General features: G+C 42.2%; 21 protein-coding genes. 15 read left to right on the top strand and 6 right to left on the bottom strand.

From position 1 onward, the window contains the following. The first annotated feature begins 67 nt into the window (after nt 1-67). A complete protein-coding gene (locus BN3349_RS02970; RefSeq protein ID WP_040975810.1) occupies nt 68-1,693 on the top strand; it encodes a phosphoethanolamine transferase in 1,626 nt (541 codons plus the stop codon). A 48-nt stretch (nt 1,694-1,741) separates the two neighbouring features. Here BN3349_RS02970 and bcp read toward each other — a convergent pair whose 3' ends face one another. Then, the gene (gene bcp / locus BN3349_RS02965; protein ID WP_040975809.1) at nt 1,742-2,221 is read right to left on the bottom strand and encodes a thioredoxin-dependent thiol peroxidase; all 480 of its coding nucleotides are present in this window, start codon (nt 2,219-2,221) and stop codon (nt 1,742-1,744) included. A 139-nt stretch (nt 2,222-2,360) separates the two neighbouring features. Between bcp and dapA the strand changes: the two genes are divergently transcribed. Further along, a complete protein-coding gene (gene dapA, locus BN3349_RS02960; protein WP_040975808.1) occupies nt 2,361-3,257 on the top strand; it encodes a 4-hydroxy-tetrahydrodipicolinate synthase in 897 nt (298 codons plus the stop codon). Nucleotides 3,258-3,395: 138 nt separating this feature from the next. Next, complete coding sequence (gene bamC / locus BN3349_RS02955) at nt 3,396-4,400, top strand: NlpB/DapX family lipoprotein (protein WP_040975807.1); 1,005 nt, start codon at nt 3,396-3,398, stop codon at nt 4,398-4,400. 152 nt (nt 4,401-4,552) lie between these two features. Here the strand turns inward: bamC and mglC are convergent, their stop codons facing one another. The 4 genes from mglC to BN3349_RS02935 all read right to left on the bottom strand — a co-directional run bounded on the left by mglC (nt 4,553) and on the right by BN3349_RS02935 (nt 9,330). After that, nucleotides 4,553-5,560, bottom strand: a complete 1,008-nt coding sequence (gene mglC / locus BN3349_RS02950) for a galactose/methyl galactoside ABC transporter permease MglC (RefSeq protein WP_032109573.1) — start codon at nt 5,558-5,560, stop codon at nt 4,553-4,555. A 23-nt stretch (nt 5,561-5,583) separates the two neighbouring features. Then, nucleotides 5,584-7,104 carry a galactose/methyl galactoside ABC transporter ATP-binding protein MglA gene (gene mglA, locus BN3349_RS02945; RefSeq protein ID WP_040975805.1) on the bottom strand — a complete coding sequence of 507 codons (1,521 nt, stop codon included), beginning with the start codon at nt 7,102-7,104 and terminating at the stop codon, nt 5,584-5,586. A 51-nt stretch (nt 7,105-7,155) separates the two neighbouring features. Beyond that, the gene (mglB, locus tag BN3349_RS02940; RefSeq protein ID WP_040975804.1) at nt 7,156-8,148 is read right to left on the bottom strand and encodes a galactose/glucose ABC transporter substrate-binding protein MglB; all 993 of its coding nucleotides are present in this window, start codon (nt 8,146-8,148) and stop codon (nt 7,156-7,158) included. A 180-nt stretch (nt 8,149-8,328) separates the two neighbouring features. Then, on the bottom strand, nt 8,329-9,330 hold the full coding sequence (locus tag BN3349_RS02935) for a substrate-binding domain-containing protein (RefSeq protein ID WP_040975803.1): 1,002 nt from the start codon (nt 9,328-9,330) through the stop codon (nt 8,329-8,331). Nucleotides 9,331-9,539: 209 nt separating this feature from the next. Between BN3349_RS02935 and galT the strand changes: the two genes are divergently transcribed. From galT to lnt, 5 genes are all read left to right on the top strand, one after another. Next, nucleotides 9,540-10,583, top strand: a complete 1,044-nt coding sequence (gene galT, locus BN3349_RS02930; RefSeq protein WP_040975801.1) for a galactose-1-phosphate uridylyltransferase — start codon at nt 9,540-9,542, stop codon at nt 10,581-10,583. A 54-nt stretch (nt 10,584-10,637) separates the two neighbouring features. Next, a complete protein-coding gene (galK, locus tag BN3349_RS02925) occupies nt 10,638-11,795 on the top strand; it encodes a galactokinase (RefSeq protein ID WP_040975799.1) in 1,158 nt (385 codons plus the stop codon). Continuing rightward, nucleotides 11,789-12,814, top strand: a complete 1,026-nt coding sequence (galM, locus tag BN3349_RS02920; protein ID WP_040975797.1) for a galactose-1-epimerase — start codon at nt 11,789-11,791, stop codon at nt 12,812-12,814. The genes galK and galM overlap by 7 nt, the downstream gene beginning before the upstream one ends. 116 nt (nt 12,815-12,930) lie before the next feature. Continuing rightward, a complete protein-coding gene (corC, locus tag BN3349_RS02915) occupies nt 12,931-13,833 on the top strand; it encodes a CNNM family magnesium/cobalt transport protein CorC (protein ID WP_040975795.1) in 903 nt (300 codons plus the stop codon). Further along, complete coding sequence (lnt, locus tag BN3349_RS02910; protein ID WP_040975793.1) at nt 13,830-15,368, top strand: apolipoprotein N-acyltransferase; 1,539 nt, start codon at nt 13,830-13,832, stop codon at nt 15,366-15,368. Before corC ends, lnt begins: the two co-directional genes overlap by 4 nt. A 59-nt stretch (nt 15,369-15,427) precedes the next feature. Here the strand turns inward: lnt and infA are convergent, their stop codons facing one another. After that, entirely contained in the window at nt 15,428-15,646 is a 219-nt protein-coding gene (gene infA, locus BN3349_RS02905; RefSeq protein ID WP_005627617.1) for a translation initiation factor IF-1, read from the bottom strand. Between the two features lie 219 nt (nt 15,647-15,865). On the opposite strand from infA, the gene BN3349_RS02900 reads away from it, so the two are divergent. Genes BN3349_RS02900 through glf form a run of 7 tightly spaced genes read left to right on the top strand, consistent with a single transcriptional unit; the run spans nt 15,866 to nt 23,079 of the window. Then, on the top strand, nt 15,866-16,993 hold the full coding sequence (locus BN3349_RS02900; protein ID WP_040975779.1) for an LPS O-antigen chain length determinant protein WzzB: 1,128 nt from the start codon (nt 15,866-15,868) through the stop codon (nt 16,991-16,993). Then, nucleotides 16,986-17,789: a DUF4422 domain-containing protein gene (locus BN3349_RS02895; RefSeq protein ID WP_040975778.1), complete on the top strand. Its 804-nt coding sequence runs from the start codon at nt 16,986-16,988 to the stop codon at nt 17,787-17,789. Before BN3349_RS02900 ends, BN3349_RS02895 begins: the two co-directional genes overlap by 8 nt. A gap of 8 nt (nt 17,790-17,797) precedes the next feature. Then, nucleotides 17,798-19,054 (top strand): oligosaccharide flippase family protein, encoded by a 1,257-nt coding sequence (locus BN3349_RS02890; protein WP_040975777.1) that lies wholly within the window; start codon nt 17,798-17,800, stop codon nt 19,052-19,054. Then, nucleotides 19,036-19,494, top strand: coding sequence for a glycerol-3-phosphate cytidylyltransferase (tagD, locus tag BN3349_RS02885; protein ID WP_040975776.1), 459 nt, complete (start codon nt 19,036-19,038; stop codon nt 19,492-19,494). The genes BN3349_RS02890 and tagD overlap by 19 nt, the downstream gene beginning before the upstream one ends. Beyond that, nucleotides 19,491-20,585, top strand: a complete 1,095-nt coding sequence (locus BN3349_RS02880; RefSeq protein ID WP_040975775.1) for a CDP-glycerol glycerophosphotransferase family protein — start codon at nt 19,491-19,493, stop codon at nt 20,583-20,585. The genes tagD and BN3349_RS02880 overlap by 4 nt, the downstream gene beginning before the upstream one ends. Further along, nucleotides 20,551-21,954, top strand: a complete 1,404-nt coding sequence (locus tag BN3349_RS02875) for a DUF6418 domain-containing protein (protein WP_245853729.1) — start codon at nt 20,551-20,553, stop codon at nt 21,952-21,954. Before BN3349_RS02880 ends, BN3349_RS02875 begins: the two co-directional genes overlap by 35 nt. Nucleotides 21,955-21,978: 24 nt before the next feature. Then, nucleotides 21,979-23,079: a UDP-galactopyranose mutase gene (gene glf, locus BN3349_RS02870; protein WP_040975773.1), complete on the top strand. Its 1,101-nt coding sequence runs from the start codon at nt 21,979-21,981 to the stop codon at nt 23,077-23,079. The last annotated feature ends 3 nt before the right edge of the window (nt 23,080-23,082 follow it).

Genomic DNA, 23,082 nt, shown 5'->3' with positions numbered 1-23,082 from the left:
GCGAACTTTTCTTTTCCCCTTTCGTCTAATCCCGACGTAGTATTCCGTGAATTTATTAGGATTTTTTATGTTTCGATTGTTACGCTTTCATTGTCGTAGTTCCACGCTGATTGCCCTGACGGCACTGTATTTTACCTTAGTGTTGAATTACGCCTTTTATAGCAAGGTACTGGCACTCCATCCGTTTGACGGTAAAGCGGCAGACTATTTTTTATTGACCGTACCGTTCTTTGTTTTCTTTACCCTGAATGCGGTGTTTCAGCTGTTGGCATTGCCGCTGCTGCATAAAATCCTTATGCCGTTGTTGCTGATAATCAGTGCCGCGATTGCCTACAGCGAAGTGTTTTTAGACGTCTATTTCAGCACTGATATGCTGGAAAATGTGTTGCAGACCACGCTGGCGGAAAGCGCGCGCATGGTAACCTGGCAATATCTCTTATGGGTGGCGGTATTCGGCCTGATTCCCGCTTTAGTATACGTTGCGGTGAAGGTAGATTATCGTCGCTGGTTTATGGAAATCGCCTACCGAATCGGAGCGGTTGTACTGTCCGCATTGGTGATTGTGGGCATTGCGAAGTTTTTTTATCAGGATTATGCCGCGTTTGTGCGCAATAACAAACCGGTGGTCAATTTAATCCTGCCGTCGAATTTTATTACCGCCGGCATAAATGAAATCAAACGTCTGCGTGATGCGAACCGCCCTTATGAACAAATCGGTCTGGATGCGCGGCAGGCAAAACCGGATCCGTATCGCCATTTCACCGTGATTGTCGTCGGTGAAACCACCCGCGCACAAAACTGGGGATTAAACGGTTATGTGCGCCAGACCACGCCGCAATTGGCAGCGCGCGGTGATGATGTGATTAATTTCAGACAAGTAACCAGCTGCGGCACGGCCACGGCAGTATCGGTTCCTTGCATGTTCTCTTATTTAAACAAAGAGCAGTATAACGGCTCGAAAGCGGAAAAAATGGATAATCTGCTGGATGTATTGCAGCGTGCCGGTGTCAATATTTTCTGGCTGGATAACAACAGCGATTGCAAAGGTGTTTGTCTTCGCGTGCCGAACGAAACCGTGAATATGACGCTGAAAGACTATTGCACCGAGGGCGAATGTTTGGATGAAGTATTGCTGCGGGATTTTGATAAGATTTTGAATGAAAGCACAAAAGATACGGTACTGATTTTGCATACCATCGGCAATCACGGCCCGACTTATTATGAACGCTACACGCCGGAATATCGCCGATTTCTGCCCACTTGCGATACCAATCAGATTCAAAATTGCAGCAATGCACAGTTGGTGAATACCTATGATAACGGCATTTTATATATTGATAATTTCTTAAATACGGTCATCAGTAAGCTAGAGCATCGTGACGATCTGGAAAGTGCGGTTTATTATGTCTCTGATCACGGCGAATCGCTGGGTGAAAACGGTATGTATTTACACGGCACACCTTACGCTATCGCACCGGAACAGCAAACGCGGGTACCGATGATCTTCTGGTTTTCAAATACTTGGAAAAAGAATGAAGGCGTTGATTTAAATTGCCTGCGAGAAACAGCGAAAACACAAACCTTTTCCCATGACAACCTGTTTAGCACCGTTATCGGCATGATGGACATGAATCTGAAAACCTCGGTTTACCAACCGCAGTTAGACATTCTGGCGAGCTGTAAGCGCCGGTAACATAAAAAATGCGCCGCGCGGTTTACGGCGGCGCATAGTAAAGTGCGGTTATTTTTCGGCTTGTTTTTGGAGTAGATAATCCAACACCACCTGATGATGATCGGTGGTTTTAAATTTGTCAAAGACGTGTTCGATTTTGCCCTGTTCGTCAAGCAAAAAGCTGATGCGGTGAATGCCGTCAAAGGTGCGACCCATAAATTTTTTCTCTCCCCATACGCCGAACTGGTCGGCAACCTGATGCTCCGCATCGGACAGCAGAGTAAAATTCAGCGCTTTTTTCTGTTCAAAAGTCGCTAATTTTTTCGGACTGTCGGGGCTGATGCCTAAAATCACTACGCCGAATTTGTCCAGCTCGCTTTTACTGTCGCGTAGTCCGCAGGCTTGGGTGGTACAGCCCGGGGTCAGCGCTTTGGGATAGAAATAAACCAAAACTTTTTTGCCCTGAAAATCCGTCAGGCAAACCGAAGTATTGTGCTGGTTCGGTAAACAAAAGTGCGGTGCGACATCGCCGGCTTTTAAACGGTTCATTTAAAATCTCCTTAAAAAAGTTGTGCCATATCTAAAAAATAGAAAAAATCGCTTGCAAATTATGGCTATTTTAGCGATCTTAAAGAAACTTTTTCAAGCAAACTCAGCACGAATAACAAAAATAAATCGGGAGGTTTTTATGGCTGCAAATAATCCTTTATTTTACGGTAGTATTACCGCGTTGGTCACACCGATGGATAACCATGGCGAAGTGGACTTCGACGCATTGGAAAAACTGGTTGAATATCATGTAGCGGCAGGTACGCACGGCATTGTTTCGGTCGGCACCACCGGTGAATCCGCCACTTTAAGCATTGAAGAAAACGTGAAAACTATTTTAAAAACCGTCGAATTCGCTGCCGGACGTATTCCGGTGATCGCTGGCGCCGGTGCGAATGCGACCAGTGAAGCGATCACCATGACGAAGCTGTTAAACGACAGCGGTGTGGCGGGATGTTTGTCCGTGGTACCTTATTATAATAAACCGACACAGGAAGGCATGTACCAGCATTTTAAAGCCATTGCCGAGTGTACCGATTTACCGCAGATTCTTTATAATGTGCCGGGGCGTACCGGCAGTGATATGCAGCCGGAAACTGTGGGGCGGTTGTCTGAAGTAAAAAATATCGTGGCGATTAAAGAAGCGACCGGCGATGTCAGCCGCGTGGCGAAAATTAAACGGCTTGCCGGTGAAGATTTTATTGTATTAAGCGGAGACGATGCGACCGGTCTGGAGAGCATGAAAGCTGGTGGTGAGGGCGTAATTTCCGTTACCAATAATGTGGCGGCGGCGGAGATGGCGAAAATGTGCAATCTTGCGCTGGCGGGTAAATTTGATGAGGCGGAGGCAATCAATCAACGCTTAATGGCACTGCATAAAAACCTGTTTATTGAATCTAACCCGATTCCGGTGAAATGGGCGTGTTATAAACTCGGGCTGATTCCGGAACCGGTACTGCGTTTGCCGCTGACGACTTTAAGTGATGCCGCCCAGCCGAAAGTGATCGAAGCGTTGCACAGTGCCGGTCTGTTATAAACCGACGATGTTGTTATTTTAGGGTCTGCCGCATGAATGCAGACCCTAAACTTTTTGTTTCTTTTATTGTCAAACAGTGACGAAAATATCGCGAAAGACGGCGCAATCCGTGTCGACTTAAACCTGAGGAATAAATGTATGAAAAAGTGGTTACTTACCGCAACGATTTTAGCAACTCTGACAGCTTGTTCCGCAAGTAACGAGAGTAAGCAGCAGTCAAATGATAATTTTGAAGAAAAAAGCCGTGAACTGCCTGCCTTTGCACCGCTGGCAAGCGGCGGTGTGAATCTGCCGCAACAGGATCAAACCTATCAGTTACCGCAGGTGAATATTCAACCAGGTCAACCCGTGGATATTCGCCCGCCGACAATGCCGATCGCGATGATTCATAATTCAATTGCGCAATTTGACGGCGAGCGTTCGCTGATTGTTTATCCGCTGGAGAAGCAGAATGTCTATAATTTAAAACAGGTGGAACGCCTGCTGAAAGAACAGGGGATTACTTATTCGGCGGAAAATAGTCAGATTTTGACCGACTGGGCACCGACTGGGCGCGCCGATGAGGTGGGCGATACCCAAATCCGTTATCGCATTGAACAGGTCGCCACCCGTGATGCAAGCGCCTTGACCGTTTCCGTGCAACAAATGAAACGTGACGGCATTATTTTTACGCCGAATGCCACCGATAAGCAACGCTATAGTTCGGATCGCTTGAATCAATTGATCGGCGAGCTGAATTCAGCATACCGCAAACAGCAGCAAGATTTACATAATGCGGTGCGCACACCGGTGCAGTCTGCATTGACGACAGATGCCAACGGACGCGCGGCGTTGGTGTTGGCTGCGGATTTTAATTATGCTTGGGCAAGATTGGGTGAAACATTGTCTCTGCTCGGTTTTGCAATCGAATCGGAAAACGGTGGTCGTGGTTATCGCGAATTAAAATATAAACCGCTGGATGCGCAGGAATGGTTGCGTTTTGGGGTAACACAGCCCGATTTAGAAAAAGGTACCTATTCTATGCAGCTCAGTTCGCTCGGCAAGCAAAGTGCGGTGGTCATTTCTGATGAAAACGGCAATGCCTTATCTGGCGTTCAGGCACAAAGCGTTTATCAAGCATTACAGAATATCCTCGCTAAGTAGCTCAATCAGCGGTAAACAGCGCATTTTGCCGTCATCATCGCGGTTCTGCGCTTGCTAAAATTGTTGTGAAAAAACACCGCACTTTACATTAAAGTGCGGTGTTTTTTTGTTATTTTTTAATCGGATAGGGCATCTTTTGGCAACTGTGGCGATTATTTTTTCTTCGCGTATTTAAGCGAGTCAATTGCCACTGCCAGAATAATAATGCTGCCTTTGATAATGTATTGCCAGTAAGGGTTGACGCCGATGTAGGTTAAACCGTAGTTGATCACAGTGAAGATTAGTACCCCAGTTACCACTCCGATAATGGTGCCGACACCGCCAGCAAAGGACACGCCACCCACCACGCAGGCTGCAATGGCATCCATTTCATACATAAAACCCAGGTTATTGGTTGCGCTGCCGATACGACCGGCTTCTAACATACCGCCGAAGGCATAGAATACGCCGGCTAAGGTGTAGATAACCAGCAGATTGCGAACGACATTGACGCCGGAAACCCGCGCTGCTTCAGGATTGCCGCCGATAGCGAAGATATTTTTGCCGAAGCGGGTTTTGTTCCACAATATCCACATGATAATCGTCGCAATCACCGCATAAATAGTGATGTAGGATAACTTAAAGGAACCGAGTCGGAAAAATCCCTGTGCGAAGGTGGAGAAGTTTTCAGTAAAACCGGCGATTGGGGAGGAACCCACCGCGTCATAGTAAAGCGAGTTGATACCGTACACAATAATCATGGTTCCCATGGTGGCGATAAACGGAGTAACGTTTAACACCGCAATAACGAACCCGTTGAGCAGACCGATAGCGGCACCGACCGCACACACCAGCAGAATAACAAGCGGAATCGGCATTTCCGGTAAATCCGGGAATACGCGGTTCATATTTTCCATTGATTGCAGCATAGTCGCCGAAACCACCGCCGCCAACCCGACTTGACGACCGGCAGACAAGTCGGTACCTTGCACCACCAGCAAGCCAGCAATGCCCAATGCGATAATCAGACGAACGGAGGATTGGGTCAGAATATTACTGAAATTCATCAGATTTAAAAATGTCGGATCCTGCGAGATAATGATTAACAGCAGAAGCAGCAACACGAAGTAAATCGCGTTTTGTTTAAAAAAGTCCCACGTTTTATTTTGTTTAACAGCCATAACTATATTCCTTTTTACGCTTGTTATAAATATTTGGCAGCAAGCTGCAAAATCTGTTCCTGCGAGGTTTTCGCCGTTTCCACTATGCCGGCGACCTTACCGTTACTCATCACGAGAATACGGTCGGTAATGCCTAATAATTCCGGCATTTCGGAGGAAATCATGATAATGCCCTTATCTTTTTGGGCGAGCTGCATGATTAACTGATAAATTTCATATTTTGCGCCGACATCGATCCCGCGGGTCGGTTCGTCCAGCATCAGAATTTCTGGCTGGGTCAGTAACCAACGACCGATAACCACTTTTTGCTGATTGCCGCCGGACAGCGAGCCGATAGTCGTTCTGTGAGACGGCGTTTTTACATTCATCGCATCGATCACCCATTGCGTATCGCTTTTCATTTTCTTATTACTGAGCAATCCCCATGAGCTGATATAGGATTTCATGTTAGAAATCAATGAGTTGAATTCAATGCTTAAGTTGGCGTAAATCCCGGTGGAACGGCGTTCTTCGGTCACCAGCGCAAAACCGTTGTTAATGGCTTCAAGTGCGGTGTTATTTTTCACAGTTTTGCCGTGTAGCTTGACTGAACCGCCGCTGCGTTCCCGCACGCCGAAAATGGTTTCGACGATATCGGTTCGTTTCGCCCCCACCAGACCGGCGATGCCCAAGATTTCGCCCTTACGCAGTTCAAAACTGACATCTTGAATCGACGGCTGATTTTTGGCGGTCAGATTCTCAACCTGCAAAATAACTTCTTTCGGCGTATTAGTTTTTTCCGGAAAACGCTGGGTTAATTCACGTCCGACCATCATGGCGACGATACTGTCCATGGTCGAGCCTTTGACTGGTACGGTGTTGATCCATTTACCGTCGCGCAAAATGGTGATTTCATCGCAAATCTTGAAAATTTCGTCCATTTTGTGTGAGATATAAATAATACCGCAGCCGCGATTTTTGAGCTTGCCGATAATTTTAAACAAATGATCGACTTCTTTTTCCGATAATGAGGAGGTCGGTTCATCCATGATTACGATTTTTGCGTTATAGGAGAACGCCTTGGCAATTTCGATCATCTGCATTTGAGAAACCGACAGATTAGCCACTTTTTCTTTCGGATCAATATGAATGTCCAGCTCGTCGAAAATCGCTTTAGTATCCCGATACATTTTGGCGTGATCAACAAACGGACCTTTCAACGGATAACGACCCAGCCACAGGTTATCCATTACATTGCGCTGACGCACCAGATTCAGCTCCTGATGCACCATGGAAATGCCGTTTTCAAGCGCTTCTTTCGATGTTTTAAAATTAACGGGGCGATTTAAAAATAGAATTTCGCCTTCATCTTTGGCATAAATACCGAATAAGCATTTTAACAATGTGGATTTGCCCGCGCCGTTTTCCCCCATTAGGGCGTGCACCGAATGCGAACGGACGGTCAGATTGGCGTGATCCAGCGCTTTAACCCCGGGAAAGGATTTGCTGACGTCCGTCATGGTGAGCAGCACTTCGCTGTCTTGAGTTTGAGTGTGTACTGTCATCTCCAACCTCACAGAAAAGGGGAGACGACGCTCCCCTGAAGATTACGACGATTATTTTAAAAAGTCGGCTAAATTATCGTTATCAATACCAACATAAGGAATACGCACCACGCGTTCCTGTAAATTCCAGTTGGTGCCTTCGGTCGCTGCTTTACCGTGCGCCAGATTATCGGATAACTGCACGACGGCTTTTGCTTGATTGACACCGTCATTGAGCACGGTACCGGCAATTTCGCCTTTTTTAATCAGCTGCAACACTTCCGGCAAGGCGTCTACACCGAAGATCGGCAGTTTTTTACCGTGCGCTTTGGTTGCTTCCAGTGCGCCCATTGCCATACCGTCGTTATTAGTAATAATCACTTCAATATCGTTTGCCTTGGAACTGGATAACCATGCGTCGGTTTTATCTTTCGCCATCGCTGCATCCCACATACCGGTATCAATAAACAGCTGCTCGGTCTGAATGCCTTGCGCGTTCAGCTGCTCGATCACATATTTGGTACGCGCTTCCGCATCAGGATGACCCGGTTCACCTTTCAACAATACATATTGGATTTTGCCGTCTTTATTTAAATCATACGCCGGATTGGCTTTCCAATGTTTAGCGATCAGGTCGCCTTGAATCAGGCCGGATTCTTTCGGGTCAGTCCCCACATAATAGGCATTTTCATAGCTGCTGATGGCTTTGGCGCCCGGGTCTTTATTGAAGAAGACCACCGGGATGTTATCAGGTTTGGCTTTATTAATAATGGTCGGTGCGGCCGCCGGGTCAACAAGATTGATTGCCAAGGCTTTCACGCCGCGGGAAAGTAATACATCAACTTGGTCATTTTGAATGGATTGTGCATTTTGCGAATCGTTCATCAGCAACTCAACACCTTCAAGTTGTTTCGCTTCTTTGTCGATTTCTTTACGCATTAATGACATAAAGTTATCGTCGTATTTGTAAATGGTTACACCGATACGGGTTGCCGCTTGTGCCGCACTGGCGGCAACACCCAAACCTACAGCTAAAGCGACCGCACTTAATACTGTTTTTTTCATAAAAACACTCCTTGAGTACATTGATGATCAGTTGATTGCTATTACTCTGTTAATCTCAGCTGGTACCAGAGCAACTTGGGCTTAGAGAATATAGGAAAAGCGGTCGGAAGACTGTGATCGCTCTCACAATTATGAAAGCGATTACAAAATAATGCAGGAAAATGTGAGGCAGATCACGTCTTAAGTGAAATTGCCGGTAGAAAAACGTCTGACTAAGGTTGGGTTAAACTGAATATGTTCAGGGGTTTTGATGGTGTTATCGACTAAACTTAGTGCTAAATTAGCTGCATAAGTTGCCATTAAATCAATAGGATAGCGAATCGTGGTAAGTTTAGGGATCAGATATTTGGCAATCGGCATATCGTCAAAACCGATAATGGAAAACTGTTTCGGCACATTGATGTTGTTTTCACTCAAAACGGAAATTGCGCCCGCAGCCATGCTGTCGTTATAGGCTACTACTGCGCTCAAATCGGAGTTATAGCTGAGCAGATTGATCATCGCTTCCTCGCCGCCTTCAAAATCGGGACTGCTGTGTGCGATAGCATGGGCTTTAACCGAGAGCGCATAATGCTTAAGTGCGCTCAAATAGCCTTCAATTCTTTCCGCTTCATCGGTAATTTTATGATTGGAACCGATGTAACCGATATTTTTATGCCCTAAACCAATTAGCATTTCAGTGGCAGAAAAGGTGCCTTTTCGGTTATCCAGACTGACGCAGCGCTTTTCATAACCTCGTACGATGCGGTTGATAATCACCATGCCCGGAATTTTACTCAGATAATCGCGCAATTCGTCGTCGCTGAGCGCTTTAGAATGTACCACCAAACAGCTACAGCGCTTGCGCAGCAGCGTATCAATGGCTTTGCGTTCTTTTTCCGCATTATGATAACCGATGCCGATTAAAATGGTTTTTTGATGTTCTTCGGCGACTTTATCCACCGCTTTGACCAGAATGGCAAAGAACGGATCGGTCACATCCGTTACCACGACACCGATAGTTTCCGTATTTTGCAAGGCGAGCGCCTGTGCGTTGGCATTAGGGCGATAGCCCAGTTTTTCCACCGCGCTTTGTACCGCCAGGCGTGCTTTTTTACTGGATGAAGGATGATTATTCAATACCCGGGAAACGGTGGCGACCGAAACGCCGGCTTGTTCCGCCACATCACGAATCGTAATCATAGCATTTTCCTGCATTTTTATCTTAATCCGAGGCTTATATGATATACAAAATCGCTAAAATTGAAAGCGGTTACGTTGAAAAATAACATCAAACTCACAAAAAAGGTCAACTTTTTTACTCATTTTGTGATCTAGATAATGGTTTATTTTTTTTTATCTGTTATCTTATGCAACAATATTTTTGTAACCGTTTTCAATAAGAGGTGATTATGACAGAGCAATTTATCCCGACCGAGCATCCGCATCGTCGTTATAATCCGTTAACGGAACAATGGGTGTTGGTCTCACCCCACCGTGCCAAACGCCCTTGGCAGGGGCAGCAGGAGAAAACCGCGGAAGAGCATAAACCAAGCTATGATCCTGCCTGTTATCTCTGCCCGGGCAACACGCGAATTAGCGGTGAACAAAACCCGACTTACCGCAAACCTTTTGTCTTTAAAAATGATTTTTCTGCCTTGCTGGAAGATACGCCGGCGCCGCCGGAAAGTGTCGATCCGCTATTTAGAACCGCACCGGCACGGGGGGAAAGCAGAGTGATCTGTTTTTCACCGGATCACAGTAAAACGCTGCCGTTGCTCAGCGTAGATGAAATCAACGATGTGATTTTGGTGTGGCAGCAACAGCTGAATGAGCTCGGAGAGAAGTATCAATGGGTACAGATTTTTGAAAATAAAGGCGCAGCAATGGGCTGTTCAAACCCGCATCCGCACGGACAGATCTGGGCTAACAGTTTTTTACCCAATGAAGTGGCGCGCGAAGACATCGCACAACGCAACTATCTGCACCGGCATGGTTCGGTACTTTTGCTTGATTATGTCCGGCGTGAGTTGGCGCTGAAAGAACGCATTGTGACGGAAACCGAACATTGGGTGGCGTTAGTGCCTTATTGGGCGGTCTGGCCGTTTGAAACGCTGTTGTTGCCGAAAGCGCATATTATGCGGCTAACCGAGTTGGACGCAGCACAGCGCCGCGATCTGGCATTGGCGCTAAAAACCTTGACCACAAAATACGACAACCTGTTTGAAGTGTCTTTTCCGTATTCTATGGGCTTTCATGCCGCACCGTTTAACCATCAAAACAACGAACACTGGCAGCTGCACGCGCATTTTTACCCGCCGTTATTACGTTCGGCAACGGTGCGCAAATTTATGGTCGGCTACGAAATGTTGGGCGAAAGTCAGCGCGATTTGACCGCAGAACAGGCGGCAGCGCGTCTGCGTGCACTCAGCGAACGGCATTATACGCAAAAATAACTATCACGGCGACCTTTCAGTGTTTTCAATATATTGATTTATTTGGAGAATATTATGACACCTCAACAAAGTGCAATGCGACTATTTAACGAAAAATTCAACCGCACTTGTGAACTGACCGTTTATGCGCCCGGTCGAGTGAATATTATCGGCGAACACACCGATTACAACGACGGCTTTGTGATGCCTTGCGCGATTAATTACGGTACGGCAATCAGCGGTGCGAAGCGAGAAGACAATCTATTTAGGGTTTATGCGGCAGATTTTGAACAGTTTGATGCGTTTTCTCTGGAGCAGGCAATTGTGCCGAATACGGCGGAAAAATGGACGGGCTATGTGCGCGGCGTGGTGAAATTTATTCAGGCGCGCTGTCCGACGTTTAAGCAGGGAGCGGATTTGGTTATCAGCGGAAATGTGCCGTTATCCGCCGGTTTAAGTTCTTCCGCCTCGCTGGAAGTGGCGGTTGGCAAATTCTGTCAGCAGCTCGGCGATTTACCGCTAACTGATACGGATATTGCGTTGATCGGGCAACAAGCGGAAAATCAATTTGTCGGCGCCAACTGCGGCAATATGGATCAGCTGATTTCCGCGCTGGGGCAAAAAGATCATCTCTTGCTGATTGATTGCCGCACGCTTGCCGCCACACCGACACCGGTGCCGGAAAATGTGGCGGTGATGATCGTCAATTCACACGTAAAACATGATCTGGTCAGTGGCGAATATAATACGCGGCGTCGGCAGTGTGAGCGCGCCGCGGCATTTTTCGGGGTTAGCGCGTTGCGTGATGTTTCGCTTGAACAGTTCAAATGCCAAGAGCAGGCGTTGATTGCACTGGATGCGGAAACAGCGAAACGGGCGAAGCATGTCGTGACCGAAAATCAGCGCGTGTTGGAAGCGGTTGAGGCTTTGCAGCAAGGCGATTTATCCCGATTAGGCAAGCTGATGGCGCAATCGCATGTCTCAATGCGTGATGATTTTGAAATTACCGTGCCGGAAATTGATTATCTGGTTGAACTGGCGCAGCGCGCAATCGGTGACAGCGGTGGGGCGCGTATGACCGGCGGCGGTTTCGGCGGTTGTATCGTGGCGTTGGCGCCGGGTGATAAAGTGGAGGCGGTGCGTAAAATCATTGCCGATAATTACGAAAAACAAACCGGGCTGAAAGAAGACTTTTATGTATGTACCGCTTCACAAGGAGTCCGCGTATGTTAAGAGAGTATGCACAAGCGACGGCGCCGGACGGTCGACCGTTTCGCATTTTCACCTTAACCAATGGCACGGGTATGCACATTAGCCTTATGGACTGGGGCGCCAGCTGGCTTTCTTGCTGCGTGCCGGTGAATGGGCAGGCGCGAGAAATGCTGCTGGGTTGTAAGCCGGCGGATTATCCGCGCCAGCAGGCTTATCTGGGAGCCAGCATCGGGCGTTATGCCAATCGGATTGCCAGCGCGCGTTTTCGCTTAAATGCTGAAACGGTGAAACTTACCGCCAATCAGGGCGTGCATCAGTTACACGGCGGCTACGGGTTTGATAAGCGGCGCTGGGCGGTGGAAAAGTGCGGTGAAAATTTCGTGCGTTTTTGCCTTTTTTCAGCGCACGGCGATCAGGGCTTTCCGGGCAATCTACAGATTTCTGTAACCTATCGTTTAACCGAGGATAACTGCGTACAGATAACATTTGACGGGCTGGCGGATCGCGATACGCCGCTGAATCTGACCAATCATGCCTATTTTAATTTAAACGATGCGCGGCGCGGTACAGATATCCGCGGACATGCTTTGCAGCTGAATGCGGATTATTTTTTACCGGTAGACAGCGACGGTATTCCTAATGCGCCGTTGAAATCGGTACAATATACCAGCTTTGATTTTACTGAAGAAAAGCCTATCGGGCTGGATTTTATGCAGGAAGAGCAGCGGCTTACTAAAGGGTATGATCACGCTTTTTTGCTTAATCCGCAAACGGACAAACCTTGCGCAATACTGACCGCACTTGACCGTTCGGTGAGTTTGCAGGTATTTACTTCACAGCCGGCACTGCAGGTATATAGCGGAAATTATCTTGCCGGCACACCGAATCGTGATGGCGGCGAGTATGCCGACTATGCTGGCATCGCGCTGGAAACCCAGGCGCTGCCGGATACACCGAATCATCCTGAATGGCTGCGTTTTGGCGGCATCAGCAAAGCCGGACAACCGTATCACCACTGGACGGAATATCGCTTTTGCTAGTGTTGTTTGATAATGACTGCGCCTTCGGCAAATCCGGAGGCGTTTTTATTTTGCGATCAATGATAAAATATGATAATTTTCCACTGTCGATACGACGGCAATGTTTTAACTAAACTATGAACAACGAAGAAAATTCAAACCAATCTGAAAATACCGCTAAAAAAAATTTTTTCCAATCTCTTTTCGGACGCTTTTTCCAAGGCGAACTTAAAAACCGTGACGAATTGGTGGAAGTGATCCGAGATTCCGAACAGAATGAATTAATCGATCTGGATACGCGCGAAATGATCGAAGGCGTGATGGAAATCGCTGAATTGCGCGTGCGCGATATTATGATCCCGCGTTCGCAGATTATCTTTATTGAAACCTCGCAGGATCAGGATTCTTGCCTGCAAACCATTATTGAAAGCGCGCATTCCCGCTTCCCGGTGATTAACGGTGAGCGTGACAATATCGCTGGGATTTTGCATGCCAAAGATTTACTCAAATTTCTGCATTCCGATGCACAAGAATTTGATTTGTTGCCGTTGTTGCGTCCGGCGGTGATTGTGCCTGAAAGCAAGCGAGTGGATCGTATGTTGAAAGATTTCCGTTCCGAACGCTTTCATATGGCGATTGTGGTGGACGAATTCGGGGCGGTGTCCGGGCTAGTGACAATTGAGGATATTCTGGAGCAGATCGTTGGTGATATTGAAGACGAATTTGATGAGGAGGATGTGGTGGATATTCGCCAGCTCTCACGTCATACCTACACCGTGCGCGCCCTGACCGATATTGATGATTTCAATCAACAATTCAGCACCCGCTTTGCCGATGAGGAAGTGGATACCATCGGCGGCGTGGTAATGCAGGCGTTCGGTTATCTGCCGAAACGTGGCGAGGAAATTAAGTTGGACAATCTGGAATTTAAGGTAACCTCGGCAGACAGCCGCCGTATTATCCAACTGCGTGTGACCGTGCCGGATGCACAGCTGGCGGAAATGGAAAAAGCGGAAGAAAAGACTGACGATCATTCATGAAAAATTATGTTATCTATTTTATCGCGTTAATCAGCGGGGGATTGGGCGTATTCGCCTTTTCCCCTTTTGATCTGTGGGGCGTTGCTTACCTATCGTTAATCGGCTTGCTGTTTGTGGCAAAAACGGAACGAAAAAAGACCGCACTTTTCGGTGCCTTTTTATGGGGAATGAGCTTTTTCACTTTTGGCGTAAACTGGCTGCACGTCAGTATTCACCAATTCGGTGGGGCGCCGCTGCTGATTAGCTATTTGCTGGTGGCGCTGCTGGCGGCGTATTTGTCTTTATATCCGCTGCTGTTTGCCTATTTGGTGCAGCGCTTTCAGGTGCGTGGCGCGGCGGTTTTTCCGGTGATTTGGACATTGACCGAATTTTTGCGCGGCTGGTTGTTTACCGGTTTTCCGTGGCTGCAATTCGGTTATACGCAGATTGACAGCCCCTTTGCCGGGCTGGCGCCACTGTTCGGCGTGGAAGGACTGAGCTTTTTTGTGATGTGGGTAAGTGCGGTGCTTTTCAGTATCGTTTCCGCACTGCTGAACGCGCCGAAAAAGCTGAATATCGCGCTGGCTCATACTGTTCTGCTGCTTGTGATTGGCGGATTAAGCGCGCTTTCTTCCAACTTGGATTATGTGCGCAAGGTGGAAGATAAAGCGCTGAACATTAGCCTTGTGCAGGGGAATATCGAACAGAATTTGAAATGGGATCCCGCCTATGCTTATCAAACCTTTGAGATTTACAGTAAATTAATCAATCAACAGCTGGGGAAAACTGATCTGATTATTCTGCCCGAGGCGGCGCTGCCGGTGTGGGAAAATGAGATTCGGCCGTTTTTCGATACCTTACAACAGGCGGCGCAACGGGCGGGCAGTGAGCTGCTTATCGGCACGGTGTATGAAGACGAAACGCGCGGTAAGCTATTAAATTCCATTATCAATATCGGTAATCCGACATTGCCTTATCGCCCCGATACGGCAAACCGTTACAGTAAACATCATCTGGTACCTTTCGGTGAATATGTACCGCTGGAACATTTATTGCGTCCGCTGGGCACTGTGTTTAATCTGCCGATGTCGGCTTTCCAGCAGGGCGATAAAATTCAGCCGCCGCTGTTGGCTAAAAATCGCCGATTTACTCCAGCGATTTGTTATGAAATTATTTTTGGCGCTCAGCTACAACAGAATCTGACGGCGGAAAGCGATTTTATCCTAACGATTTCCAACGATGCTTGGTTCGGCGACAGCATTGGTCCGTGGCAGCATTTACAAATGGCGAGAATGCGCGCACTGGAAACCGGCAAACCGGTGATTCGCGCTACAAACACCGGCATTACGGTCTTTATTGACGAAAAGGGCAAGATTGTCGCGCAGGCGCCACAATTTACCGAAACCGTACTGACTCACCGCATTGCCCCAACAGAAGGCAAAACGCCTTATGCCGTATTGGGTACAATGCCGTTGTATCTGTTAAGTGCGGTGCTGATTTTATTGCGGGGAGCAGGCGTTGTGCTCAAACGCCGACTGGTAAAAAGTGCGGTCTAAATTTTTCGCGTTTCACCGAAACACCAAGTACCGGACTTGGTGTTCATCACGCGAACCCATTAACGGCTGCGGAAGATGATACGCCCTTTGCTTAAATCATAAGGGGTCATTTCAACAGTGACTTTATCACCGGTTAAAATACGAATGTAGTTTTTACGCATTTTTCCTGAAATATGCGCGGTCACAACATGACCGTTTTCCAACTCGACACGAAACATCGTGTTCGGCAGAGTTTCCAAAATGGTTCCCTGCATCTCAATACAATCTTCTTTAGCCATTTTTTCCTCTAATCTTGGGTAATACGAAACAAAACGGACGGATTATACTCTTTTAACGTCTTTTCTAAAAGAGCTTTGTGGGAAAATTATTTTTGACCAGATAGTAGTGCGTTTTTCGAAAGTGTAAATTTTGAAGATATAGCTTGGTTATTGATGGAAAAACCATTAGAATTGCCCTTGCTTATTTTTTAATTATTTGAATTATGTGGGAGTATTGCGATGGTAACAGATCAGCATTCTTTGAATGAAAAGCGCAATGATGAAATCGATCTTATTGAATTAATTAAAGTTTTATGGGATAAGAAGGTTTTGATTATTCTTTCCGCTTTTGTTTTTACCTTGATTGCTGGGATCTATGCTTTTACCGCCAAGGAGCAATGGACATCAAAAGCCGAGGTGATTGCTCCAAAGACCATTGATTTAGGAAACTATTTTAATATACGTAAAGAATACGCCCGTATCTTAGGCGGGGAATTTGATGCTGGTGCACTAGCGAGCGGATTGTTCGGAAAATTTAATTTACTGTCAGAATCTTTGGATAGACGTAGAGAGTTTTTTATACAATCCGAATGGTATAAAAAATTGGCTAAAGGGGAAGATGAAGAATCTCAAAGAACAATTCTTTCAGAGCTTATCAGCAAAGATATCAGTATCACGAAGCCGGATCCTAAAAAAGAACCTGATTTAGTGGGACGAAGAATCAGTTTTAGCGCAGAAACGCCTGAGGACGCGCAAAAAACACTACAACAGTTTATTTCTTTTACAAATCAATCTGCATATCAACAGGAATTAGATAATTTCTTAATTTACTTTAATGAAATCGTTTCCGATTTAAACTATGAAAAAACAAAATTTGAAAGAGACTTAACCATTCAAAGAACAGTACAGCTTGAAAACTTGAATAATGCATTTAATATTGCAAAAGAGGCAGGAATAAAAGACTATTCAAAATCTTTTGGTTTGGCTAATGATACTGCGCTTCAAGCCGTAGCTATGTCAGAAACTAAAATTCCGTTATCCGATTCTAAATTAAGTGACGGTACATATCTTTTCATGCTTGGTGAGAATTATTTAAAAGCCCAGATTAATGTTATTAAAGAGAAAGGCGTGATTTACCCGCCAAGATATTATCAGGTAACGGAATTACTCAAAGAGCTGGAACCACTGTTAGCAAAAACAAAAGAAGTAAAAGCAGATACGTTTAGTTATCAGGCATCTCCGGATTACCCGGTAAAAAGAGATTGGCCGAAACGAGTTTTGCTACTTTTAATTGGTGCAGTGCTGGGTGGTTTGATTGGTTCTATTTGGGTTTTAGTGAAGTCACTGTTTGGTAATAAAAATGGATAAAGATATTAAAATTATCATCGCCACTCATAAGCAGCATTTTATGCCTTCTGATAACATGTATTTACCGTTGCATGTGGGTAAACTAGGCAAACAAGATTTAGGTTATCAAGGTGATGACACTGGTGAAAATATTTCTGCTAAAAATGCAAGTTTCTGCGAATTAACGGGACTTTATTGGGCATGGAAGAATCTAGTGAATGATTATTTAGGTTTAATTCACTATCGCCGCTTTTTTAGTGTGAAAAACCGTTTAGCGCGTCGTAATCAGCCACTTGAAACCTTATATTTAACTACCGAAGAAGCCTCAAAACTGCTTGAAGAATATGATGTAATTGTGCCAAAACGTCGTAATTACTATATTGAAACTCTCTATTCTCATTATGCAAACACATTACATGCAGAGCATTTAGATGTGACTCGCGACATTATCGCTGAAAAGTGCGGTGATTTTTTAGCAAGTTTTGATGAGGTAATGAAGCAGCGTGGTGGACATATGTTTAATATGTTTATCATGTCAAAAGAATTAGTAAATAACTATTGTTCTTGGTTATTCCCAGTGCTTTTTGAATTAGAAAAACGTATTCCTTCAGACCAATATTCTTCATTCCACGCCCGTTTTTATGGTCGAGTGAGTGAATTACTATTTAACGTATGGATGAAGCAATATTCAAAATCTAATCCATTAAAAGTGAAAGCTATTCCATTTGTTTATGGTGAGAAAATTAATTGGTTGAAGAAAGGTAGTGCGTTTTTAATGGCTAAATTTTTTGGCAAGAAGTATGAGAAGAGTTTTTAATCAATAGTATGAGTAATATTGAAGCTGCGCATAAAAAGAGATTATTTGGTAATTTCTTTTCATTAACTATTTTACAAATGGTTAACTATGTCTTACCACTTCTAACATTGCCTTATTTAGTTCGTGTGCTTGATGTGGGAACTTATGGTTTAGTGATGTTTGCGCAGTCATTTATTATCTTTTTTAATATATTAGTAGATTTCGGCTTTAATTTATCTGCAACAAAAGATGTTTCGATCTATCGAGATGATAGGGTAAAACTTACAGAAGTTTATAGCTCAGTCATGATAATTAAATGTTTATTAATGTTGGTATCATTAATATTATTAACGTTAATTATCTATTTATCAGATAGATTTTCTGAGGATAAAACAGTTTATTATTTAAGTTTTCTTTGGGTGGTAGGTCAGGCATTGTTTCCTGTTTGGTATTTCCAAGGAATCGAAAAAATGAAATACATTACCATAGTAAATATTGTGGCGAAATTTTTGTTTACCGGATGTATTTTCCTTTTTGTAAAAGAAAATTCGGATTATTTATTCGTTCCTTTATTTAATGGTCTTGGCTTAGTGATTGCCGCAGTGATTTCATTATGGATTGTTCATATTTCCTTAAAACAAAAAATTCGTTGGCAAAAATATTCAACATTGTGGTTCTATTTTAAACAAAGTTCAACATTCTTTTTATCCCGGGCTTCTTTGAGTATGTATACTTCTGCAAACTCATTTGTTCTCGGTTTGTTTTCTTCAAATACCATAGTTGGTTACTATGCGATAGCTGATCAACTTTATAAAGCATTACAAGCATTTTATACCCCTTTGTCGCAGGTGTTATATCCCTATATTGCAAAAGAACGAAATATTGGTTTATTTAAAAAAATCTTTAAAGCATCAGTTCTTCTAAATATCGTGGGTATATTTACTCTTTTCTTTATTGTAAAAGATGTGTTTGCAATTCTTTTTACCCAGAAGATTGGTGTAGAATCTATCTCTGTATTTAATATATTTTTAGTCGCTTCGCTAATTGTTGTGCCTAGCATTTTGTTAGGTTATCCATTTTTAGGTGCATTAGGCTATTCAAAAGAGGCTAATCTGAGTGTTATTTATGCATCAATTTTGCATATAGTTGGTTTGGGATTATTAATTTTATTTAATAAAATTTCATTATATTCCGTAGCTTATATGGTGTTAATAACAGAATCATTTGTTTTTATTTATCGTATTATGAAAATAAGAGGCAACAAATTATGGCAAAAACAGTTATAACCTATGGTACCTTTGATCTTTTTCATATTGGTCATCTCAAGTTACTACAACGATTAAAGTCGTTAGGAGATAAATTGATTGTTGCAGTTTCCACGGATGAATTTAATGCGGGGAAAGGGAAGACAACAGTTATTCCTTATGAGCAACGCGCAGAAATTGTTGCGAATATTAAATGCGTTGACTTAGTTATTCCTGAATCCAGTTGGGAACAAAAGATTATTGATGTTGAAAAATATGATGTGGATATTTTTGCCATAGGGAATGACTGGGAGGGGAAATTTGATTTCTTAAAAGAATATTGTGAAGTTGTTTATTTAGAGAGAACGACGGGAATTTCTTCGACCCAATTAAAACAAACACTAAAAAGTTTTTCTATTTCAAAAGATGAAATTCTTAAAGCTTTTGATATTCTAGAACAATTGAAGCGTGATTTAGAATGAAGCGATTAATTAAGTTATTTATTGCCACTTTTGTTGCTCTTGGTGGATGGGTTATGTATTTTTTATCGGGCTTTTTTAACCGAGATGAAAAGAAAATCGTTTTTGGAACCCACACAGGGACTTTTTCAGGTAATGTGAAAAGCCTTTATTTAGATGATAGTTACAAAGTTGGATATAAAAAAATTTTTATTTATAAGAATGAGAAAATTAAATTTAGTCTAGAACGGCTAAATGTAAATGGAGAATATTTGTTTTTTTCTGCATCTAGTATAGTGGGTTTATATCATATTTTAACTGCAAAACATTTTATTTATTCTAGCTACGTCTCTGATATTAATTATTGGCTATCAAAAGGTGCTAAATTATTCAATGTATGGCATGGTACACCTTTGAAAAAAATTGAACGAGATGTTACAACAGGATTTTATTCAATTAGAAATAAATATGAATTTATTTTTAAATATATATTCCCATATTTATATGTTCGCCCAGATGAATTGCTAGTTTGTTCTGAATATGAAAAACGATGTTTTAAAACCGCATTTGATGTATTAAATAGCTCATTTGTTGAAGCGTTTCCTCCAAGATTAAAGACATTGAAAGCAGATTATGAATCATCTCAATCAAAGAACCTTGTTATTTATGCTCCAACGTGGCGGGATGACGCCTCTTTTCAATTTTATAAAAGCTGTGATTTAGATAAGTTAAATGTATTAATGGCTGAGAAAAATTTGATATGTTTAGTTAAACCTCATCCATCAGATAAAATGCAACATTTAGATAAAGCATATAGTAATATTAAGCTAGCAGAATTATCTGAAGATTTTTACTCTTTAGTAAAAAATGCTAAATTAGTAATTACAGATTATTCGTCAGTAATGTTTGATTGTATGTATTGTGACATTCCAATAGTATTATTTTGTCCTGATTTAGATAATTATTTGAAGAATAGTAGAGAATTTTATTGCGATATTAATATTTTACCATTTTCATTAACTTGCGTATCTTCGGAATTGTTTGAGCTCATAAGAACCGAATCTTATATAAAGATGAAAAATGAAATATTTTCTCCTTATGAGAATGATTTATAAAGTCAAAAATATTTCTTTTGGGGGTGTAATGTTATTAACAAAACTAATGAAGTTTATTTTAGTTCTTGCTTTTATTGTTCTGGCTTTACTTTCTTTAGAAAAAATATTTTATATTAATGATTTTGTCCTATTAGGTTTATTCTTATTAATTCTATTTCTGGAATTAATAATAAATCCTAGGAGGACGTTCGTTAATATATTAGTAGTTATTACAATTGTATTAAATATCTTTGGTGTTTTCGCTATTGAGCATGCTACTACGAGTTATTATCTTTATGAGATTGAGCAATGGATTAGTCATGAGGGTAGTCTACCTCTTCTTTTTTTATATCAATACTCTTTTTTAATAGGTATTTTTCTAATTATCAAGGAGAAAAGTATCGATAAATTATATATAGGTAGTATTAATTATAAAAAAGTATTTCTTATTTTATTGGTTTCTTTATTAGTCTTAACTTATGTGGTTATCTTAAAATATAAGCCAGCTCCTATGCTTGGCGTTGATAGATTTGCATATGATAAAGATGTATTGGGGATTTTTGGTCAAATTACTAATATCTTGTTTTATTTTTCTCTAGGGCTGGGGATTTTGTTCTTTAAAGAAAAGAAAAAATTGTATCTATGTCTTTTATTTCTTGTCTTATTTGCCTTCTTATTAAAAGGGCATAAGTTTTGGAATTTAGTTGAAATATTATTTCTGTTTTTTATTCCTTTTTCTATATATATTTTTAGAAAAAAAGTTTTAAAATTAATCTTTATTATTGGTTCAGGGTTAGCAGTTTTTATTATTGCTGCAATTAGTATCAATGTATATTATTTCCCGTCATTCGAACCAATGGATTACGCAAGACAACGTTTATCTCAAGAAGGACAGCTATGGTGGTCAACTTATAAAAATTATTCTGATGAACTAAGATTGGATGAAATAACTAAAGAATTTAATACTTATCTTAACTATAATGATGTAAATCAATATGATGTTGGTATGTATAAAGTTATGCAACTAAATACAACCCCTGAGAGGTTTGAGTGGAAATTAGCTAAATTATCTCGTTTTACCTATTCAACGCCCGCACTAATTTTCTATCACTTTGGTAGTTATCTGGGAATGGTTGCGATGTTCATGTTAGGTGTTATATCTGGGTTATGGTTAAAGTTAGTTTTTGCTTCAATTATGATGGGGGACTTACTATTATCTATAATTTCTTCAAGATTCTTTTATATTCTGAGAAAAGGTGTTAAAGATGGTGACCTTTATAAATTTTTCTCATTAGAGTTTGTAGTCTTAATATGTGTGGTTCTAGGATTGTATTTCTTCTATAACTTTAAAGAAGACTTAGCAAATAAAGTGAATGCTGTATCAAAATAGTAATTTTTAGAAGGTTTAAAATATATGAAATACGATTATCTTATCGTTGGTGCAGGACTTTTTGGTTCTATCTTTGCCTATGAAGCGACTAAACGCGGCAAAAAATGCTTAGTTATCGAAAAACGTGACCACATTGGTGGGAATTGCTATACCCAAAACATTGAAGGTATTAATGTGCATAAGTATGGTGCACATATTTTCCATACTAGTAATAAAGTAGTTTGGGATTATATTCAACAGTTTGCTGAATTTAATCGTTTTACAAACTCACCTGTTGCACGCTATAAAGATGAACTCTATAGCCTGCCATTTAATATGCTAACCTTCAATAAAATGTGGGGCGTGATTACACCGCAAGAAGCAGAGGTGAAAATTAAAGAACAAATTGCAAAAGAAAATATTACAGAGCCTAAGAACTTAGAGGAACAGGCTATTTCTCTGGTTGGTCGTGATATTTATGAAAAACTCATTAAAGGTTACACTGAAAAACAATGGGGACGTAAATGTACTGAGCTCCCGCCGTTTATTATTAAACGTTTACCTGTGCGTTTTACTTATGATAACAACTACTTCTATGATACTTACCAAGGTATTCCGATTGGTGGTTATACGGGGATCTTTGAAAGAATGTTAGACGGCATTGAAGTAAAACTTGGTGTAGATTTTTTTGCTGAACGTGAAGATTATGAAAATCTTGCTGAAAAAATTGTCTTTACGGGAATGATCGATGAGTATTTCGGTTACCAATTTGGTAAATTGGAATATCGCAGTTTACATTTTGATAACGAAGTTTTAGATATGTCGAATTATCAAGGTAATGCAGTAGTTAACTATACTGAACCGGAAGTACCCTATACTCGTATTATCGAACATAAGCATTTTGAATATGGTACACAGCCAAAGACCGTGATTACTCGTGAACATTCAAAAGAATATGAAGAAGGGGATGAACCGTATTATCCAATTAATGATGAACGTAATAATGAACTTTATGCAAAATATAAAGCGCTTGCTGATGCCAAACCTAATGTGATTTTTGGTGGACGTTTAGCGCAATATAAATATTTTGATATGCATAATATTATTGCTGAAGCTTTAGAATGTGTAAATTCGCATTTTGCCTAATAA

This window comes from Necropsobacter massiliensis (genome assembly GCF_000827595.2).
GTDB lineage: Bacteria > Pseudomonadota > Gammaproteobacteria > Enterobacterales > Pasteurellaceae > Necropsobacter > Necropsobacter massiliensis.
This window is presented reverse-complemented; position numbering and strand designations above follow the sequence as displayed.

What these genes read in the sequence shown, in the direction of transcription:
- BN3349_RS02970 (WP_040975810.1), top strand. Translation starts at nt 68, where the DNA reads ATGTTTCGATTGTTACGCTTTCATTGTCGTAGTTCCACGCTGATTGCC.
- bcp (WP_040975809.1), bottom strand. Translation starts at nt 2,221, where the DNA reads ATGAACCGTTTAAAAGCCGGCGATGTCGCACCGCACTTTTGTTTACCG.
- dapA (WP_040975808.1), top strand. Translation starts at nt 2,361, where the DNA reads ATGGCTGCAAATAATCCTTTATTTTACGGTAGTATTACCGCGTTGGTC.
- bamC (WP_040975807.1), top strand. Translation starts at nt 3,396, where the DNA reads ATGAAAAAGTGGTTACTTACCGCAACGATTTTAGCAACTCTGACAGCT.
- mglC (WP_032109573.1), bottom strand. Translation starts at nt 5,560, where the DNA reads ATGGCTGTTAAACAAAATAAAACGTGGGACTTTTTTAAACAAAACGCG.
- mglA (WP_040975805.1), bottom strand. Translation starts at nt 7,104, where the DNA reads ATGACAGTACACACTCAAACTCAAGACAGCGAAGTGCTGCTCACCATG.
- mglB (WP_040975804.1), bottom strand. Translation starts at nt 8,148, where the DNA reads ATGAAAAAAACAGTATTAAGTGCGGTCGCTTTAGCTGTAGGTTTGGGT.
- BN3349_RS02935 (WP_040975803.1), bottom strand. Translation starts at nt 9,330, where the DNA reads ATGATTACGATTCGTGATGTGGCGGAACAAGCCGGCGTTTCGGTCGCC.
- galT (WP_040975801.1), top strand. Translation starts at nt 9,540, where the DNA reads ATGACAGAGCAATTTATCCCGACCGAGCATCCGCATCGTCGTTATAAT.
- galK (WP_040975799.1), top strand. Translation starts at nt 10,638, where the DNA reads ATGACACCTCAACAAAGTGCAATGCGACTATTTAACGAAAAATTCAAC.
- galM (WP_040975797.1), top strand. Translation starts at nt 11,789, where the DNA reads ATGTTAAGAGAGTATGCACAAGCGACGGCGCCGGACGGTCGACCGTTT.
- corC (WP_040975795.1), top strand. Translation starts at nt 12,931, where the DNA reads ATGAACAACGAAGAAAATTCAAACCAATCTGAAAATACCGCTAAAAAA.
- lnt (WP_040975793.1), top strand. Translation starts at nt 13,830, where the DNA reads ATGAAAAATTATGTTATCTATTTTATCGCGTTAATCAGCGGGGGATTG.
- infA (WP_005627617.1), bottom strand. Translation starts at nt 15,646, where the DNA reads ATGGCTAAAGAAGATTGTATTGAGATGCAGGGAACCATTTTGGAAACT.
- BN3349_RS02900 (WP_040975779.1), top strand. Translation starts at nt 15,866, where the DNA reads ATGGTAACAGATCAGCATTCTTTGAATGAAAAGCGCAATGATGAAATC.
- BN3349_RS02895 (WP_040975778.1), top strand. Translation starts at nt 16,986, where the DNA reads ATGGATAAAGATATTAAAATTATCATCGCCACTCATAAGCAGCATTTT.
- BN3349_RS02890 (WP_040975777.1), top strand. Translation starts at nt 17,798, where the DNA reads ATGAGTAATATTGAAGCTGCGCATAAAAAGAGATTATTTGGTAATTTC.
- tagD (WP_040975776.1), top strand. Translation starts at nt 19,036, where the DNA reads ATGGCAAAAACAGTTATAACCTATGGTACCTTTGATCTTTTTCATATT.
- BN3349_RS02880 (WP_040975775.1), top strand. Translation starts at nt 19,491, where the DNA reads ATGAAGCGATTAATTAAGTTATTTATTGCCACTTTTGTTGCTCTTGGT.
- BN3349_RS02875 (WP_245853729.1), top strand. Translation starts at nt 20,551, where the DNA reads ATGAAATATTTTCTCCTTATGAGAATGATTTATAAAGTCAAAAATATT.
- glf (WP_040975773.1), top strand. Translation starts at nt 21,979, where the DNA reads ATGAAATACGATTATCTTATCGTTGGTGCAGGACTTTTTGGTTCTATC.